This is a genomic window from Maribellus mangrovi, assembly GCF_037646455.1.
In the GTDB taxonomy this organism is placed as follows: Bacteria; Bacteroidota; Bacteroidia; order Bacteroidales; family Prolixibacteraceae; genus Draconibacterium; species Draconibacterium mangrovi_A.
The window spans coordinates 441,597-461,020 of record NZ_JBBIXN010000004.1 but is presented as its reverse complement, the minus strand read 5'-3'; the positions used below and the strand labels follow the sequence as shown (position 1 = coordinate 461,020).

At 41.5% G+C, this 19,424-nt stretch carries 16 protein-coding genes; 9 read left to right on the top strand and 7 right to left on the bottom strand.

The annotated features are described in order from the left end of the window. Both WFY05_RS17395 and WFY05_RS17390 read right to left on the bottom strand, forming a co-directional pair. Positions 1-1,332 (bottom strand): 3-keto-disaccharide hydrolase, encoded by a 1,332-nt coding sequence (locus WFY05_RS17395; protein ID WP_340114186.1) that lies wholly within the window; start codon positions 1,330-1,332, stop codon positions 1-3. 12 nt (positions 1,333-1,344) lie between these two features. Then, a complete protein-coding gene (locus WFY05_RS17390; RefSeq protein WP_340114185.1) occupies positions 1,345-4,068 on the bottom strand; it encodes a glycoside hydrolase family 78 protein in 2,724 nt (907 codons plus the stop codon). A gap of 299 nt (positions 4,069-4,367) precedes the next feature. Here WFY05_RS17390 and WFY05_RS17385 point away from each other — a divergent pair, with 299 nt between their 5' ends. Together WFY05_RS17385 and WFY05_RS17380 are read left to right on the top strand one after the other, a co-directional pair. Next, positions 4,368-6,371 carry a M14 family metallopeptidase gene (locus tag WFY05_RS17385; RefSeq protein WP_340114184.1) on the top strand — a complete coding sequence of 668 codons (2,004 nt, stop codon included), beginning with the start codon at positions 4,368-4,370 and terminating at the stop codon, positions 6,369-6,371. 2 nt (positions 6,372-6,373) lie between these two features. Beyond that, positions 6,374-8,101, top strand: coding sequence for a M14 family metallopeptidase (locus tag WFY05_RS17380; RefSeq protein ID WP_340114183.1), 1,728 nt, complete (start codon positions 6,374-6,376; stop codon positions 8,099-8,101). An 81-nt stretch (positions 8,102-8,182) separates the two neighbouring features. Here the strand turns inward: WFY05_RS17380 and WFY05_RS17375 are convergent, their stop codons facing one another. The 4 genes from WFY05_RS17375 to WFY05_RS17360 form a co-directional block, all read right to left on the bottom strand. Beyond that, on the bottom strand, positions 8,183-8,644 hold the full coding sequence (locus WFY05_RS17375) for a magnesium-dependent phosphatase-1 (protein ID WP_340114182.1): 462 nt from the start codon (positions 8,642-8,644) through the stop codon (positions 8,183-8,185). An 87-nt stretch (positions 8,645-8,731) separates the two neighbouring features. Next, on the bottom strand, positions 8,732-9,940 hold the full coding sequence (locus tag WFY05_RS17370; protein WP_340114181.1) for a serine hydrolase domain-containing protein: 1,209 nt from the start codon (positions 9,938-9,940) through the stop codon (positions 8,732-8,734). A 50-nt stretch (positions 9,941-9,990) separates the two neighbouring features. After that, entirely contained in the window at positions 9,991-11,316 is a 1,326-nt protein-coding gene (gene omp85, locus WFY05_RS17365) for an Omp85 family outer membrane protein (protein ID WP_340114180.1), read from the bottom strand. A gap of 134 nt (positions 11,317-11,450) precedes the next feature. Next, positions 11,451-13,130: a M20/M25/M40 family metallo-hydrolase gene (locus WFY05_RS17360; RefSeq protein ID WP_340114179.1), complete on the bottom strand. Its 1,680-nt coding sequence runs from the start codon at positions 13,128-13,130 to the stop codon at positions 11,451-11,453. Between the two features lie 229 nt (positions 13,131-13,359). Here WFY05_RS17360 and WFY05_RS17355 point away from each other — a divergent pair, with 229 nt between their 5' ends. Then, positions 13,360-14,085, top strand: a complete 726-nt coding sequence (locus WFY05_RS17355; protein WP_340114178.1) for a hypothetical protein — start codon at positions 13,360-13,362, stop codon at positions 14,083-14,085. A 47-nt stretch (positions 14,086-14,132) separates the two neighbouring features. On the opposite strand, the gene WFY05_RS17350 is transcribed toward WFY05_RS17355, so the two are convergent. Beyond that, positions 14,133-14,732, bottom strand: coding sequence for a superoxide dismutase (locus WFY05_RS17350; protein ID WP_340114177.1), 600 nt, complete (start codon positions 14,730-14,732; stop codon positions 14,133-14,135). A gap of 186 nt (positions 14,733-14,918) precedes the next feature. Here WFY05_RS17350 and WFY05_RS17345 point away from each other — a divergent pair, with 186 nt between their 5' ends. The 6 genes from WFY05_RS17345 to WFY05_RS17320 all read left to right on the top strand — a co-directional run bounded on the left by WFY05_RS17345 (position 14,919) and on the right by WFY05_RS17320 (position 19,368). Beyond that, positions 14,919-16,220, top strand: coding sequence for an MATE family efflux transporter (locus WFY05_RS17345; RefSeq protein WP_340114176.1), 1,302 nt, complete (start codon positions 14,919-14,921; stop codon positions 16,218-16,220). Positions 16,221-16,341: 121 nt separating this feature from the next. Next, on the top strand, positions 16,342-17,241 hold the full coding sequence (locus WFY05_RS17340) for a helix-turn-helix domain-containing protein (RefSeq protein ID WP_340114175.1): 900 nt from the start codon (positions 16,342-16,344) through the stop codon (positions 17,239-17,241). Between the two features lie 146 nt (positions 17,242-17,387). After that, positions 17,388-17,687, top strand: a complete 300-nt coding sequence (locus WFY05_RS17335) for an ester cyclase (RefSeq protein ID WP_340114251.1) — start codon at positions 17,388-17,390, stop codon at positions 17,685-17,687. A gap of 154 nt (positions 17,688-17,841) precedes the next feature. Then, complete coding sequence (locus WFY05_RS17330; RefSeq protein WP_340114174.1) at positions 17,842-18,267, top strand: ester cyclase; 426 nt, start codon at positions 17,842-17,844, stop codon at positions 18,265-18,267. Between the two features lie 130 nt (positions 18,268-18,397). Continuing rightward, positions 18,398-18,808, top strand: coding sequence for an ester cyclase (locus WFY05_RS17325; RefSeq protein ID WP_340114173.1), 411 nt, complete (start codon positions 18,398-18,400; stop codon positions 18,806-18,808). A 26-nt stretch (positions 18,809-18,834) separates the two neighbouring features. After that, positions 18,835-19,368: a hypothetical protein gene (locus WFY05_RS17320; protein WP_340114172.1), complete on the top strand. Its 534-nt coding sequence runs from the start codon at positions 18,835-18,837 to the stop codon at positions 19,366-19,368. The last annotated feature ends 56 nt before the right edge of the window (positions 19,369-19,424 follow it).

Here is a 19,424-nt window from a genome sequence, read left to right as displayed (position 1 = left end):
TTATAATTCTCTAATTTTTAAACTTCTAAAGTGAACAGTATCGTGATGATCCTGTAATAAAATCGGGCCTTTTTCGGCCATCCCAAATCCTTCGTAGTCGGCGTATTTACTTCGTGCAACCAGGGCTCTGTATATGTTATTACTGCGCGTATATTCTACCACCTTTCTTCCATTCAGCCAATGTTGCACTTTACCGTCGGGAAATACAAGGATCCGCCCCCGATTCCACTGATTGGCTCCTTTCACAAAGCGGTTTTCCTTTTCGGCCGGAATCAGATCGTAAAGTGAAGCCAGCGTGCGGTTGCCCACTACTCCGTTTTTTGCATCAGGATGTTTTTCATCATCCAGTATTTGGTACTCGAGACCGATCGAAGAGCCATTATTGCCAATGCCGTATTTAACGCCGCTGTTTGCGCCTTCGGTAAACATGAAGTCGAACTTAAATTCAAAGGGGCCAAATTCTTTGCGGGTAACAATATCACCTCCATTTACACCCGATAAAACGCTAAGCGTTCCATTTTCAACCTCCCAGCCTTTTTCAGGGAAATTTTCCCCATTGGCACTTTTCCATTGTTTTGTCGATTTACCATCGAACAGCAGTGAAAATCCCTGCTGTTTTTCGGCCTCACTCAAATTATTCGGTACTAAATTCACTACAGGGACACCTTCGTACGGAGCCGGTTTTAAATTGTCGGATTTAATACGAATGTTACGCCACTTGATCTGTCGTCCCTCATGTTCCTTGTTATTCCCTATACCGTGTACCTGAAGTGCGATAAAACCTTTAGCCGTCATATCATCGATAAGATGCGCCACCGGAATTCCGTTGAGCCAGGTGCGTATGGAATTTCCAATGCATTCAATCCGGTATTTATTCCATTCTCCTAATTTCAACGCTGTTTTAGCCGAAGGATTGATATCCAATGTGTACAACCATCCTCTTCGTGCTTCATCGTAGATTCCTGCACTCCACGCCCTGTCTGACGGATCGACTTCGCACTGGTAGCCATGAACTCGCCCGTTATTGTACTCCGGCAAACTCTCACTTCGGAACTGTATGCCTGAATTCATATCCGGATCGACGAACAACTCAAGCTCCAAAACAAAATCCCCATAATTCTTTTCGGTGCATAAAAACGAATTGGGAGTATTGGCCACCGTTGTACCAACAATCACTCCATCAAGCACTTCGTACTTTGCCTCGCCGTTCAACTGTTTCCATCCCTTCAAATCTTTTCCGTTGAACAGATCTGTCCAGCCATTCTGAGCGAATACCACTCCATTTAGCAGAAGACCTGTTAATAGGAACAGAACTACTTTCTTACCCTTCATAATCTATTTTGTTTATTCATTTAAATCCATTGTATAAGAGAAGCTGTATTTGCCTGATCCTAAGTAAATTTCGGTATCATTTCCAACATGCCGTTGTTCTCCATCTGCATTTGTTTCAACTCCTGAATTTCCGGTATCCGGCAGTATGACGCTCGCCGTTGTATTGGCAGGTACTTCAACATCATACTTCATCTTGTTGCCGTCTATTTTCCAATCCGACACGATGGTTCCATGAACCGATTCGAAAGTTGCTTTTGCATAAGTCAGGCCTCCCCCTGGATGAGGAGCCAAAATAAAATGTTTGTATCCGGGGTGGTTCTCATCGATTTTTATTCCAGCCACGCGGCTGTACAACCAATCGCCAATGGCACCGTAAGCATAATGATTAAAACTGTTCATCCCGACATCCTGGAAACTTCCATCGGGTTTTTGTCCATCCCAGCGTTCCCAAATGGTAGTCGCTCCCTGGGTTACGGGGTACAACCACGAAGGATATTGAGTGCGGTTCAGCAAACGATAAGCCAGGTCGTCGCGGCCAATTGCCGATAAGGTATGACACAAAAGCGGTGTTCCTAAAAATCCTGTGGTCAGGTGACCAAATTTCTCCACATCTTTAGCCAGGTAATTCGCAGCCTGATCCACACGATCGTCGGGAACAAGACCAAAAGACAATGCCAAAACATACGCTGTTTGTGTATGCGAAACCAGGCGGCCGTTGGGTGTGATAAACTCCGCTACAAACGCTTTTTTAATGTTTCCAGCGAGTTTGTTATAGTTCTGCTCATCCTCCTTTTTATCAAGTATCCCGGCCATCTTTTCGGCCAGGGTTGTGGTGTAATAAAAATAAGCTGTGGCCAGCAAGTCTTTTTCAGTTGTAGCCCCTGGGTAATCGGAATGCGTTGTTGCAAAAGCCAGCCAATCGCCAAAATGGTAATCGCCGGTCCACAGGTAATCTTCTCCTGCCCTGCTTTGCATATAGCCGATCCATTTTTGAATGGCGGGGTAACTTTCTTCCATCATCCTTGTATCGCCGTATATTTTATACACGGTCCACGGTATTATGGCAACAGCATCGGCCCACCCGGTAGCTCCTCCACCACCATTTAATACATCTGGAATCACATTTGGTACTTTCCCGTTATCGAGTTGATCGAGCGCAATATCTTTCTCCCATTTAGTGTAAAACGGAGCTACATTAAAATTAAATCCGGCAGTCATACTAAAAACCTGTGCATCACCCGTCCAGCCCAGTCGCTCGTCGCGTTGCGGACAATCAGTCGGAACATCCAGGAAATTACCTTTTTGTCCCCAGCGAATGTTGTGTTGTAATTGATTGATCATTGGATTGCTGCACTCAAAACTTCCGGTTGACGGCATATCTGAATAAATAACAACACCGGTCAAATCCTTTGGATCTGGAGCATTTTCAACACCCGTAATTTTAACGTACCTGAAACCATGAAAAGTAAACGAAGGCTCGTAAGTTACTTCACCGCTTTCACCAAAAATATAGGTATCAGTGGCTTTGGCCGCACGCAAATTGGCGGTGTAAAAATTCCCTTCTTTATCCAGTACTTCCGCAAATTGAAGTTGCACAGCATCCCCGACGGTTCCGCTTAATTTCACGCGCACCCATCCTACCATATTCTGGCCCATATCGTACACCATTTCTCCTTTTGGAGTGGTAATAAACGCTATTGGCTTAATTTCTTCAACGGCTTTTACCGGCTCTCCTTGAGTAGCAACTAGCACCTCTTTTGAACCTTCAAGTACAGTAGCAGCTTTCCAAGATGAATCATCATATCCTGCGGTTTTCCACCCCGGCATCTCCAGGTTAGCATCGTAAAATTCACCATTATAAATGTCTGATTTCAGAATGGGTCCGTTACCAACCTTCCAGTTTTCGTCGGTAACAATCGTTTCTATCCTTCCATCGTCGTATTCAATTTTTAACTGAGCGATAAGGGCAAGTTGATCTCCGTAGTAATTTCGCTGTCCGCTAAAACCAATAAATCCGCGATACCAGCCATCACCCAATTTTGCTGCAATTGCATTTTCGTCATTCAGCAATTCGGTAACATCGTAAGTCTGGTACTGAATTCTGTTTTTGTAACTGGTCCAGCCGGGAGTGAATAACTGATCTCCCACTTTCTTGCCATTGATATACATTTCGTATAATCCTTTGGCACTCACATAAAGCCGGGCGGAAGCGATGTTGGCACCGGTCTTAAAATCATTACGGTAATACTGCACCGGCAACGATGCTTTACTTTCAGATTCATCGGGCAAACTTATCCAGGAAGCTTGCCAAAGTTCAGGCTTTAAAATACCTGTTTCCCAGTATGCAGGCGTACTCCAGCTGCTCTCATTGCCTTTGTTGTCCCAAACACGCACCTGCCACCACCGGCGTTCCATTGACGGAACCGCAGGACCGCCATAGGCAACATTAACTGATTGATCGGATGTGGTCTTCCCGGAATCCCAAATCAGGTTTCCGGCACTCAAGTCAGTTTCACTGCCCGCTACCCAGATTTGATAGGCAGTCTGTAATACTTCGTTTTCGTTGCTTTCGAGTTGCCAGCTCAAACGCGGCTCAATAACATCGATGCCGATTGGATTTTGATGGTACTCGCATAACAATCTAACAGGATTGGTTTCGGACCGTGCCGAAAAGGTGAAAAGAGAGATCAACATGAATAATGAAACTCTCCAAATTAAAGATTTAGTGTGGTTCATTCAGTTAAGAATTATGGTTCAGATTAAAAGCTTTTAAAGATATTGTTTATTCATTGTTCCTACAAAAATTCCGGTTAAAATTGTTCGTCTTTATTAACTCTTCCGATAACATAAGTTTCCATTTCCTTTTTTGGTTTACAAAAAGAAAATCCTGTACTTTTTACAAAAAGATTTGTATTGGATTGTGTTTTATTTCTAAAAAAATGTAATTTTCCGCTCCTGTTTCCTAACAATATGAACCGAATCATGCAAATCAAATAAGATTTTGACAACATTAATTCTATAAAAAATCATTTATTATGCTAAAGAAACTGTACTGTTTGATCCTGTCGGCTTGCCTGATCTTTTCGGTCAACCGGCTGGCAGCTCAGGCTGCGTCTTCTTTCGACAAATACCACAGTCCGGAGGAAGTCCAGCAGATACTTAAAAAACTGGGGAGCTCAGGAAATGTCAAGTTACACCAGATTGCTGAAAGCCCCGGAGGTCATCCGGTAAGCGTACTCGAAATTGGAACCGGCCTTGATGATGTTCCCGCTATTTTTGTTGGAGCAAACCTCGAAGGAAACGTTCCCTTATCGACTGAAGGTGCACTTTATTTTGCACAAATGCTTCTCGATTCGAGTACTTATACCGAGAACGTAAAGTGGTACATTATGCCACAGCCGAATCCGGATGCTTCGCTCGATTATTTTTCAGAAGTAAAAACAGGGAAGAGCACGAACCTCTTTGTTATTAATAACGATGGAGATGAGAACATTGATGAAGATGGTGCAGACGATTTAAACGGCGACGGTTTGATTACGCAAATGCGCGTAAAGGACCTGGAAGGGAAATACATTGTTTCGAAAAACGATGCCCGAATTATGGATAAAGCCAATGCCGGTAAAGGCGAAAGAGGTGTTTATAAAGTTTACACCGAAGGTATCGACAACGATAAAGATGGCCAATACAACGAAGATGGTGTCGGCGGAATAAATGTGGGGATCACTTTTCCGCACCTTTTCCCTTACAGAAAAGATGGAGCAGGACACTATCCCGGTGAAACACCTGAAGTTTACGGCATTATGCGTTTTATTTTCGACCGGCCCAACATTGCCATGGTTTATACACTCGGAACTTCGAACTTCTGCCTTGTTCCGCCCAAAGGTGGCAGAAAAGGCGGTGCTAACCTCGAAAACATAAAAATTCCGGCTCGATACGGCAGGATGTTTGGGATCGACGTTTCGAAAACATATTCGATGGATGAAGTGATTGAGCTGTTTAAAGCACAGGTTCCTGCCGGAATGGAAGTTACACCTTCAATGGTAGCCGGTTTTCTTGGACTTGGAGCTGCCGTAAATCCACAACAGGAAGACCTGGTTTTTTATAAAGAATTCTCGGAAGCCTATAAAAAATACCTGGAGTCGGCTAAATTCAATACTGAAACACTGGATCCGGAACCGGCCAAAGACGGTTCATTCGAACTCTGGGCTTATTATCATCTTGGCGTTCCTTCTTTTAGTATGAATTTGTTTACTGTTCCGAAAGTAAAGGAAGAGAAGAAAGCAGACGAAGATGCTCTTTCGATGGATGATGTGGAGAAATTAAGTGCTGATGAATTTGTAGCATTGGGAGAAGATAAGATCAGCGCATTTCTGAAAGCCAATAATGCACCTGAACGGTTTAACGCCGAGGGTGTGATTAAAATGATGGAAAGCGGACGCGTGACGCCAAAACAAATGGTTGGCATGATGAAGCAAATGCCTAAACCTGAAAAAGAGGACGAGCTCAGCGAAAAAGACAAAGCCTTACTTGCCTATTCTGAAAAAGAATTTGACGGAGCAGGATTTGTAAGCTGGGAAAAAGTTAAGCATCCTGACTTTGGCGAAGTTGAAGTTGGTGGATACGCACCCTACCTTGAAACCACGCCAAAACCGGCTTTGATCGACTCGCTCGCAAAGATTCAGCTTCCCTGGCTTTTGAAACTTTCAACAAAACTCCCCGATTTTGAAATTGCCGATGAAAAAATAACCGACATGGGAGGTGGTATCTACAAACTCGAAATCTTTGTAGCCAACAATGGCGATTTGCCCTACCCTACCTCGATGGGACAACGCAATAATCAACCGGCTCCGCTGGTACTGGTGCTTGATGGCGATATTGAACTGCTGGAAGGAAAAATGCGTACACCCGTTGGCAGTGTTGGAGCCAACCAGGTAAAAAAACTGAGTTGGCTGATTAAAGCCAATAAGAGTGATGTTACTGCCACCCTGGAATCAGCAGTGTTTACCGATGTTGTTAAACAATTAAATATTGGAGGTTAATCATGGTACGAAAGATATTTTCATTCATAGCAATATTTTCATTGGCACTGTCGGTTTGGGCAGCCGATGATTCAGAAATAGCAGTGCCGCTGCGTTTCGACCGATACTACAATTACGAAGATGTAGTACAAGCACTTGAAGTCCTTCACGCAGCCTACCCAAAGCTTACTACACTAGAGGCGATTGGAGAAAGTGAAGAAGGCCGTAAAATTTATGTGCTGAAGATCAATAATACTGAAACGGGTGCCGAGCTTGAAAAACCCGGTGTTTGGGTAGACGGTAACATTCACGGTAATGAAATTCAAGCCGGTGAAGTTTGTTTGTATTATGCAAATATGCTGCTCACCAAATACGGCAAAAACGATAAAATAACCAAGGCTGTCGATCGAAATACCCACTACATCTGTCCGGTTGTTAATGTCGATGGACGGGCTCACTTTTTCGACGATGCCAATACCATGCATTCAAGCCGGAGTCTTCGTATTCCGAAAGATGACGACAACGACGGTTTGTTTGATGAAGATGGCCCCGACGATCTCGACGGTGATGGGAGCATTTGCCAGATGCGGATAAAAGATCCGAACGGAGAATATAAGGCCGATCCGGAAGATCCGCGAATTATGGTTCGTGTGAAACCCGGTGAAAAAGGAGAATATACCATTTTAGGTTCCGAAGGAATCGACAACGACGGCGACGGACGTTTTAACGAAGATGCAGAAGGTTATGTTGACCCGAACCGTAACTGGGGTTATAACTGGATGCCACCTTACGTTCAACGCGGTGCCGGCGATTTTCCGTTCTCAGGAGTTGGAATGAAAGCCATTAACGATTATGTGGCCAAACACCCCAATATCATCGTAAACTTTGCTTTTCACAACAACGGAGGAATGTGGTTGCGTGCACCTGCAGAAAAGTCAGTAACACTGCCACAATCTGATGTTGCTGCCTACGATGTAATCGGGAAAGAAGCCATTAAAATTACACCGGGATATGTTTATATGCCATCGTACGACCTGTATCCAACTTACGGTGATACCGACGGACAATTCTTCTTTGTTTTCGGTTCATATTCACTGGTAGGTGAATTGTTTATGCGCTCTCAGGAAACCTATTCTGAAGAACCCAAAGCTGCCAAATACAACGGCGACCGTGGCGGAGGTGTTGAACGCAGCCGCGAACAACTGGAATTTAACGACAAAGTAGTACAGGGCGAATTATACAAAGAATGGAAAAAATACGATCATCCTGTTTATGGTGAAATTGAGATTGGCGGATGGGTAAAAATGAGCTCTCGTCTGCCTCACCCGTTTATGCTTCCTGAACTCGTACACCGGAATTCTTCGGTAGTGTTGTTGGCTGCAAGTGAAACACCGGAAATTGAAATGAAGGTTTTTGAAGTTAAAGAATTGGATAAAAACCTGAACAGGGTTCGTGTTCGTCTGGAAAACAAAAACGGATTATCTTCGATGACAGCACAAGCATTTAAGGACAAACTGTATGCTCAGGACCATCTGAAAGTTAGCGGTGCAAAAGTTGTTGCGGGCGGCAAAATAAATGATTATCGCCTCGATCAGGTCAGCTATAAAGAGGAAAAACCTGAAATTCAGTTCTTTGCTATGCCCGGAAACAGTAAAGCCGAATATGAATTTATTATTGAAGGAAAAGGCGAAGTGAAACTGGAATATGTTTCGCGCAAAGCAAAAAATGTAAGCACGTCTGTTACACTATAATTGCTGTTTAATTATTATTCAAAGGAGTGTTGGTTCGCCTTCACTCCTTTTTTGTTGACTAAAATTTTAGCGAATCACAATTTACAGAAAAGGTTCTACGTGATTGCATTTGATGCCATCATCCACAAAAACGGCTTCAGCGCCAAGGTTTTCAACATCAACAATGTTCCGGTATTCATCATCAAAAAATACCATTTCGGTATACGGCAGATCAAAATGCTGCTGAATATTTCTGAAATGTTTGGTTTTATCGGCCGGATAAATTTCTTTCAGGTGGAAAAAACGATCGATTTCCAATAAATGCAAAAGATCGTTGGCCCAGTTGGGGCGATACGTGCGCGATGCTGCCACAATGTATTTTCCACTTTTATGCAGTTCAACGAGGATACGTTCTACGTCGGGATACAACCTGATCCATCGGTTATATCGGTCAGTTAAACGATCATCTTTCCAGCGATATGGCGGATTGGTCGTATCGCACCAGGTTCCTCCGGCGTCCCACAAGGTAAAATCCAAATCGAAAACAAAAACTTTTTTGCGCATGCACACAAAAATAGCGTTTCAGTTCAGTTAACCTGTCGGGATTAAAAAATAGAATAAAGTTTAGCAATGAATTAAAACAGCGTTCGACTATTTAATTACCGCATTTTCAACATCTTCAACAAACTGTTGGGCATAACGGATATCAAATGGCATAAGCTGTGTTAAAGCCAGGACCACCATTTTATTCTCCGGATCGGCAACAAAGTGCGTTGAGGCGGCACCGCTCCAACCGTACCTGCCTGTTTCAGGATCTACCGATCCACCAAGCCCGTACTGGCCGCCGTTTTCATAATCAACACTCTCGGGTAGCTGGTTCGACATAATTAGATTCACAGTTGATTCCTGTAAAATCCTCACACCATCCAGTTCGCCGCCGTTGATTAACATCCGTCCAAATCGCGAATAATCGTCGATCGTTGAAACTCCCCCACCGCCACCTGAAAACAGGACCGGTTTGCGCTTAAAATTGTCGTCCGGATCATCGGCACCTGTTAACTTGCCGTTTTCATCCATATTATAAAGCACAGCAAAACGATCGTGTTTTTCTTCGGGAACATAAAAACCGGAGTCTTCCATTTTCAGCGGATCAAAAATCCGGGTTTTAAAGAACTGGTCCAATGACATTCCCGATAAAACCTCGCAGATATAACCGGCAACATCAATCGAAACACTATATTCCCAGGTCGTTCCCGGCTGATGTTTTAAGGGGATTTCGGCAAGGACTTTCACCATCTCTTCGAGCGGTTTATTCCAACCGGCTGCTTCTGTAACCCTGTACAGGGAATCGACATAAGCATTCTGATCCCACCCGTATGTCAATCCTGAAGTATGTGTTAACAGGTGTCGGATCGTCATTTTATTGATCTGAGGCTCCAGTTTCCGGGTTTCGGGATTATAAACCTGTGTATTTTCAAATTCCGGAATGTATTTCGAAACTTCATCGTCCAGTTGAAATTTACCTTCATCATACAAGGTCATAAGGGCTGCAGCCGTTATTGGCTTTGTCATTGAATAAATCCGAAAAATAGTGTTATCCTCAACCGGTTTCTGATTTTCGATATCAGCATGACCAAAATTTTGCTTCAAAACGGTTTCGTTGTCTTTCACGACCATTGCAGAAATTCCGGCCAGTTTACCACCGTCGATATATTCCTGAACTTTTTCGCAGGCTACTTCCAGCGAATCCTGCGAAATTCCGTTGTTTACTGAAGCTGACTTCTTATTGGCATTAATACAGGAAACAGATAGAATTCCAACAAAGAAAATGGCTCCGATTAAATAAGTTATCTTTTTCATTTTTTAAGGTATTTAAGTAGTGAAGTTACTGAGTGTTCCAGTCTTATTAATCAGAACAAATAATTCAACCCAACATACATTCCGCTTTTACCATCGCGGGAATCACTGGCAAGACCGTAATCTACCCTCAATATGAAAGTTTCATTCATGGCAACGCGCAAACCAGCGCCATATGAAAAATGCAGCTTTTCAGCATCATTTTCAAAATAATCTGCTATCTCAGATACATTTTCAGTATTAACCTTAATTTTATTGGTTACCCTGCCAAAATCAGTATACCCAACCAAGCCGGTGTAAAAAGCATTATTGCCTATTTTGAAATTTGCAAATCTCCAGCGACCTTCAAGATTCCCCAAAAAATATCCATCACCAACCACACGGTTTCTTAAAATCCCTCTTAACGTGCTGCCTCCTCCAAGACCCTCTGACATCGCAGTCCGTAATTCAGAGGTCAGTACCTGTGTCTGATAGTAAAACGGAGTATGCCCTGAAAGGGTAGTCTGGTAACTTAACCGATAGGCCAGTACAAGTTTTTTCTGAATAATGGGAAAATATTGTCGATGTATTAAACTCATTTTCAGGAACGAACTTTCAGCTCCCAATAATTCGGGAGCACCTTCCAAAATTATCTCGGTCCAGATTCCTTCTGACGGACTTTTGTTAAAATCGCGTGTATCGTAAACCAAACCTGCTTTTAACGAAGGAATAAAACCACCATTGGCTTCATCTTCAGGAATAATCCCCCAATCAACATATTTATCGTAGAGTCCGTTAATATCAGGCAAATATTTTTCATCATCTTCATCCCTTCCTTTATTTAGTTTATCCACATCAACCGAAGCCAATTTAAAATTGAACAACGTTAAACCTGTCGACCAGCGTAAATGTTCTCCCGAGAGCTTCCCCTGAAAATCGGTTTTAAAACGGAACATTTTACGGTCATATTTATAAAACACCCTTGATTTGTATACATCATCCGGTTGCGAATCGTCTACCCAATCTGCATTATAAACAGCATCAAAACCATTGAATCCGTAAAAATCGTAAGCCATATCCGACAGGTAACTTAAATCGACAAACAACAATATGCCTTTAATAAGTTTGTCAGAATCATAATAAAAACGGTTTATACCGCTTCCCTTTGTAAACCTTGAAACCTCCAGATATAAATGATGGTCTGGCGTAGGGAAACGACTACCATTTCCATAGTCACTGAACTCAATCAACCCACCATACTGAAATCCAAGATCCGAATCAAAACTTATGGCAGGTAGCAGACCACTTAATTTCCAGCCCTGTTTGATTATTTCATCATCCTGCGCAAATACGGTTGAGAAGGTTAACAGAAAAGCAAAGACTAGCTGTAACTTTTTCATAAGATGGTTTTTGTTAGTACTTATCAAATATAGCAATTCAGACGCAATACGGAAAGGAAAAAAATGGCCTGAAAAATGGGCAAAAAAAACCGGTACAACTTGCACCGGCCTTTAAAACTTTAAATTGGTGTCGCTTAATCTTCTTCCGGTTCTACTTTGGTACGTGTCCAATCGTCGGAATTGGCGAATTCCCAGGTACTCAGGAAGCCAATTTTGATGATATTCAGCATTTTATCCCAGTTCACTTTATCCAGCTCATCTGAAGGCTGATGATAATCGGGATGCATGGCTGCCATGTAATAAAACACCGGAATATCGGCATCTGCAAATGGCGCATGGTCGCTTCCCCCACCCGGCTTTTCCGACGGACTATATGTCAGGTCGAGGTTTATATCATACTCATCAACATATTTTTTGGTGGCTTCTTCAATATTATAATTGGCCTCGGTGTAAACCATTCTTGCCATATTTTTGGCAGAATCTTGTTCGGTATCTCTGGCAATCATGTCATAATTAAGGTTCAGTACCACATTCATGTCATTATCTTTGGCTTCCTGCACAAAATACCTCGAGCCATACAATCCTTTCTCTTCACCTGTCCAGGCAGCAAAAATTATCGAACGTTCGGGTTTCTTTCCTGTAGCTTTAAATGCTTTGGCAATGCTAAGTACTCCAACCGTTCCCGATGCGTTATCATCGGCACCGTTCCATATCCAACCATCATGTTTTCCCAGGTGATCGTAATGACCACCAACAACAATAAACTCGTCTTTCTTTTCACCTTCTATCATTCCAACCACGTTGCGAGCTTTAACAATTTCAGAGTTAACGGTAGTTTTGAACGCAACAGATTTTCCACTTAGAACCTGTGATTGTGGCTTCAGGTCGTCGGCAACGGCTTTTTCAAAAGCTTCGAAGTCGATATCGGTTCCTGAAATAATGGAATTAGCAACACGAGGAGTTACTGTAAAAGTTGGTATGTTACCACCAAGTTCTTTTCCCGGCATCGCCATTCTTGTGTTATAATACGAACTCAATGGTTCATCGGCCTCATAATAAGCTCCTTTAACCGGATAAATCTGGTTTTTCGACCAGCTTCCGCTTGGATCGACACCAGGCATAATTTGAATAACGGCAATGGCACCGGCATCTGCCAGGCGACTCATTTTGTCTCGTTCCAAGCGATAAACAGCCCATCGTCCTTCGGGTGTAAATTTCTCGAATCCTACCGATGAGGAATCCTGGTGACCGGGATAGCCTCTAAGCACAACAGCTATCTTACCATTCAAATCTATTTTTGCGAGATCATCATAACCTTCGTCTTCGTCAGTAAATGCATATCCGGCGAAAACCAATCCTGCCTGAGCCGACTGACCAACTGTTCCGGTATTTACGCTAAAATCAGACTGGTAAACAAAATCAACGGCACTCTCACTGCCGGGTCTGCTGCTGACAACCGAAAATTTCTGTTCTTCGCCAGGTTCGTATTGCAACAGACTAAAACTTTGGTAATAAGATTTTGACACTTCAGGTCGTGCACCCGCCATCATCTGACGTCGGCTCGGACGCGAATATTCCACATCACCGAAGGGTTCAACACCGTAAAGTTGCATCAGCGATGCAATGTAGTCAGCAGCCATATAGGCACCTTTTGTTCCAACCGCCCGACCTTCGGTCCAATCGGAGGCTAAAAAGCCGAGTTGGCCTTTAATCGATTCCATTGTAATGGCCTCGAGTCCTTTTTCTGCTTCATTCTGAGCAAAAGAAAAAGCAGAAACAAATAAAAGAATAATAATTACAGCAGTTTTTTTCATTGAAACATGAATTTGGTTAATGTTTAAATAATTGATTTTTATTATCACTACCAATATTACTAAATATAACATAACCAAAACTCATCTCATGTCGGCGTTTTTAACATTTGTCGACTATTTAATTTCTTTCTAAATATGGAGAGCAGTCTTCATTTTTACCGAATCTTCTGTAACTTACACATAATTGACTGCGTTTTTCTAAAAAATCAATATCGTTAAATAAACCGCCATGAAAAAAATCGTTAAAGTTTCGGGATCCATCTACAAAAAGGAGCAATTAATGTCTTTGGATCAAATTGGACTACCCAATAACACTGTTCTGGAAGCTACACATCCGTATGCACATTATTACGGACAAGTGCCCCAGGTTTCGAAGCCGAACTCCATTTTCCTTCTCACAACCAGGTTTTATTATTTGGAAGAAATTCTTTCCTTGGTAAATCAGGTTTCCGATTGTTTGGAAGACGATATCAGTTTTGCCAGTGCCTATCTCGAGTACAACGGAAAACAATATCCGGCGATTCGCCTGAAGCACTTTCCTAACTACGAACGGCTGGCCTATCTTCAAAACTGTTTAAAAGAGGTTGGCATGGAATTCTTTCCAAAAATCCAAATCGAAGGAAAGTCACTTTCGAGGGTGCAGAAATTTTTTGAAATGCGTGAAATCGAACCCGGCATCTATTTCGATGATCTGGAAAATAATAAGGGATATATCTTCTGCGATACACAGTTTAGCAACCAGCAGTTTGAACTCACTATGCAACGGATAAAAAACAATGGTAACTGTGGCCTGGTCGACGCCGTTCATGGCGATATCCTGCTTGACGGAATACTCGTAAAAATTATTCGTGTATTTGCCGAAGGAATTCAGGCATCGACATTGAAATGTATAAAATCGGAATTTAATAAATCGTTTTCGGGGATGGAGAGGAAAAGTAAAGTAGCTTTTTTTTAAAATAAAAACCCCGGAGCCTCTGCTCCGGGGAAAAAACCAAAAATCAACTAACCTTTAAACCGCCTGGCGACTTCATCCCAGTTGATGAGATTCCAGAATGCATTCACATAATCCGGACGTCTGTTTTGGTAGTTAAGGTAATATGCATGTTCCCATACATCAATTCCCAGAATGGGCGTTCCCTTAACTTCTGCCACATCCATCAGCGGATTATCCTGATTGGGCGTGGACGAAACCACCAGTTTATTATTTTGAAGAACCAACCATGCCCAACCCGACCCAAAGCGAGTCAAAGCTGCCTTGGTGAAGGCTTCCTGAAAGTTTTCTAATGATTCGAAAGAGTCATTTATTGCATCGAGCAAAACTCCTTCGGGAGTTGTTGAACCACCCGGAGCAATAACATCCCAGTATAAATTGTGGTTAAAAAATCCTCCTCCGTTATTTCTTACTGCAGTTGATAAACCTGAAACTCCTGCGAGCAACTCTTCTAAGTTCTTTCCTTCAAGTTCAGTTCCTTCAACTGCTACGTTAAGCTTGTCAGTATATGCTGCGTGATGCTTGGTGTGATGAATTTCCATCGTCCTTGCATCGATTTGTGGTTCTAAAGCGTTGTAATTATATCCTAACTGTTTTAATTCAAATGACATTATTATAGTTGTTTTTAAAGATTAAAATATGTTTTTTTCTGAATAACAAATTTAAACGCTATTTAGAACTAATCCAAATGTTACGCCTAATAAAACACATCAATATCTTTTATTGTTCATAGAATAACTAAATAATAGGAACTTACCTTTTTAAAACTTTTACCTTTGTGGCTTCATTAGTAGTTCATGAACCGCAAAATCTTAAAATTAGCCTTACCCAATATTGTCAGTAATATAACTGTTCCCCTGCTTGGCCTTGTTGACATGGCGCTGATGGGGCACCTCGATTCGGAAGTTTACATTGGTGCCATAGCTCTTGGCGGTGTAATTTTCAATTTTATTTACTGGGGATTTAGTTTTTTGCGCATGGGCACTTCTGGCTTTACGGCCCAGGCTTACGGAGAAAACGACAATCCTAAAAGTGCAAATATACTTGCCCGTGCGCTGCTGGTTGTAGCCATGGCAAGTGCCTTGATACTTAGCTTGCAGGTACCCATAGCCTGGGCGAGTTTCAAAATTATTGGCGGGAGTGCTGATGTAGAGTCGCTCGCCAGAAATTACTTCAGCATTCGTGTTTGGGCAGCACCGGCTGCTTTGAGTTTGTTTGTATTCAGCGGATGGTTCCTGGGCATGCAAAATGCCCGCTACCCCATGATCATTGCGATTTTGGTAAATGTGGTCAATATTCTGCTCAGCGTATTTTTTGTATTTGTTTTGAATATGAATTCGGATGGAGTGGCACTGGGAACTGCGATTTCGCAATACGTAGGACTAAGCGTCGCTTTAATTCTTTTCAATAAAAAATACAGATACCTTGTCGGGTCCATTTCGCGAAAAGCAATTTTAGACCTTAAATTGCTGGTACAATTTTTTAAGGTAAATACCGATATTTTTATTCGCACCTTTTGTATCATCCTTGTTTTTACCTTTTTCACTTCAAAATCGGCCAGCATTAACGACACCATTCTCGCCGTTAACTCTCTGCTTATTCAGTTCCTGATGTTCTTTTCGTTTTTTATCGATGGATTTGCTTTCGCCGGTGAAGCGCTGGTTGGTAAATACATTGGAGCGCGTAAGATTCCAAAACTGCACAAAGTAGTCAAGTTACTTTTTATTTGGGGACTTGGACTTGCTGCGGCATTCACACTCTTTTATTTGTCGGGAGTCAACTTTATTTTAAAATTACTGACCTCGCAAACCGAAGTACTTCAAAGCGCACAAACCTTTTTGCCCTGGGTGATTCTTGTTCCGGTAGCCAGTTTTGCTTCATTTATCTGGGATGGGATATACATTGGCGCAACAGCATCGAAAGCGATGCGAAACACCTTACTTATTTCCACCTTTGCAGCTTTTGCACCGGTGTATTACTTTCTGAATCCGGTATTGGGTAACCACGCACTGTGGCTCGGAATGATCTTGTTTATGTTTATGCGCGGGCTGGTACAAACGATTCTATACAAACGGGCAATTCTGAAACCACTGAATTAAAACTTATAATATAGTCCTTCAAAATAGAATGACCAACTCGTTTCCTCCAACTAACATTGTCTCCCACCCCATTTTTTTGTAACTTAGTATAAATCAGATCTTTTATTAAGCTTTTCGAGCTATGATCTATCCTATAAGAATAGATTTGGTACCCCTTCTGAAAAATCTGATTGAAGCCATTCAACCCTATGCCAAAGCCAATAATATTCAACTTCAAATGTCATCTTTTGCCGAAAGCCTTGAAATTTATTATCATCCAGAAATCATAATACCTGATCTGACCCGGTTAATCTGCCGTATAATTACATTCACACCCCAGGATTTTTTTGTGGAACTCGATCTACCGGAACAAGATTATTATCAGAAAGAAGCTTTATTCGTTAAAATAACAAACTCCGGTGCCAGTCTGATAGCTTTACAAAGTCACATTCTGGAAGGAATAAAACTTACCACTACTTTAAATGAAACAGAAAATAATTCAACCGAATTTCAAATTAAGATCCCGATAGTTAGTTGTGATGAATCTATTGAAAATGAGATGATGTCAGCGCCAGAATCAAAAAGCAATGTTTATTATTCTCCCTTTCATACAGGCTTATTACGACATTTGAAAAGTCATTTCACCAGCATTAAAAACCTTGAAAAGTCAACTGAATCCATGAGTCAGAGAGATGCAATTTTTATGAAAAAAGTAAATGCTTTTATTTTGGCCCATCTTGACAGAGAAGGATTCGACACTGTAAAATTAGGAAGAGCCCTGGCACTGAGCCGCACACAACTCTACCGGAGATTAAAACCAATAATCGGATTCTCTCCGGCCCATTATATACGGTATGTAAGGCTGAACAAAGCAAAAGAATTTCTTGACCAGGAAGACCTGACAGTGAGTGAAGTGGCTTACAAAACCGGATTTGCCAGCCCAAGTCATTTTACCCGGGCTTTCCACAAACAATTCGGAATTAAACCCTCGGAGATTAGGCAACTTCAAAACAACAAAAACCGTAATACTAACAATAGTTAAAATTATAGCAAAACAACGGTTATGAACACGCCAGAAAAGAACAAGCAGTTTATGCGAAAATTTTACCGGGAAATAATGCATGCAAAGAATCACCGGCCTGAAACGTTAGCAGAAACCATAAATAAGTACGTAAAACCCAAAAGTTAATTGATCACGGAACTTCCTTTAACAAGTCTTTTCCCGGCTACGAACTAATAATCAAGGATATGATCGCAGAAGGCGACCGCGTATTTATACGTGTTGATTTTGTTGGAACACATAAAGGAACTACTGCTGGAATTCCGGCTACCGGAAAAGCGGTAAAAGTTCCTTTTGCGCTTTGTTACACAATCAGAGAAGAAAAAATTGTTGATTTCTGGGCCATTGCCAACGAAATGGAGTTTTTCGAACAATTAGGACTGACACGGGAGCAAGTTGAGGTTCAAAAATCATCGGAAACCGAATAGAATTGATTCTGTAAATAATTCTCGAAACAACTCTTTCCCGTATTTACAAGATCATGTTTCATCACATGTATTTTTAAAATTCGTTTTGGCAACTTTAAAACAATCACAACCGTAATATAGAACATTAGTTTAATGCTTAATAAAAACCACTATCATGAATTTACCTGAAAAGAACAAACAGTTCATGAAAAAATATTACCGGGAAATGTTGTATGCCAAAAACCGCCGGCCTGAATTATTACCGCAGACCATTCAACGGTTTATTCACGACCAAAAACTGATCGATCATATTCTTTCGTTAAACAAATCTTTTCCAGGTTACGATGTAATAATTAAAGATATGATAGCCGAAGGTGACCGAGTGTTTGTGAATGTTGATTTTATCGGGAAACACGAGGGACCAACAGAAGGAATCCCTGCAACGGCAAAAGAAGTACTGGTGCCTTTTGCTCTTTGTTACACCATCAGAGAAGAAAAAATTGTTGACTTCTGGACCATCGCCAACGAAATGGAATTTTTTGAACAATTGGGGCTGACACGTGAACAAGTTGAGGTTCAAAAAGCTTCAGATTTAGATTAACATAATTCTTAAAGTCTTCAGCCATTTTTCTAACTCCTAAGTTAGTCATGCAACACACAGTCAAGTATTTGGAACAAATCGGCTAACTCCTGCCTTTGTTATGGCCGTAACTTTGATTAAAAATCGAACGATGCCCGGGAGTGAAAAAAATCGTCAGTTTATTCTTGAATTTTACAAAGCAATTAACGGAATTCAAAAAACAAAGACTTCTTTGGCACATTTTATTTCAGACCAAAAACTAACAACTCACCTATTATTTCTTGAACAACTTTTCCCAAAATTCAGATTGATACCCGAAGAAATTACAACAGAACAGGACCGTGTAATTGTGAGAGCAAAACTTATTGGCAAACATACGGGAGAAGTTGAAGGGATTGCTCCAACTCACAAGAATGTAAATACTGTTTTTGCCACAGGATATCGAATAGAAAAAAATAAGATCGTAGATCACTGGTTTATTACCGATCAAATAGAATTGATAAAGCAACTGGGATTGGCTACCCTGTTGGATGAAATTTTACAACACAATCCTGATTTTTAAATGTATAACACTTAAAATTATGAATTATGAAAACTTCAAGATTAATGCTGTTATTCGCAACAGCTTTTATGCTTATTTTTTCTTCCTGTCAGGACAACCTCGTTCCTGTTCAGGATGACGATGCTCTTTTGCTGAAAAAGGCGAAAACTGAAAGAATTGTTCCTTTTACAGGGCAATATACTACCTATCCCGAAATTATTAATGATGAGGGTGGAGTACTTACTGCAAATATTCCCAGTGAAGGAAATGCTACCCATTTAGGACTAAGTTCATGGAATTCATTATCATTAGTTTACGCTAATACAGTGCCACCATGGGTTCAAACAGGAGATATGGTATTTGAGAAAAAAGGTACCGGCGACCAACTGATTGGTTATTTCGAAGGAATATCGGAACCCAATCCTCCGGACAATCCTTTCATGGGTTCAGGCGAGTATGTTATAACTGAAGGAACAGGAAAATTTGAAGGTGTAACAGGAAGTGGGACGTACTACTACACAGTAACACCAGATATGGTTGGAGATTTGAGGTTTACCGGAACTCTAACCTATTCGAAATAGGATTTTATTAATAAAACACAAATTTATATTTCACCCGGTAATTTTGATTCGCCGGG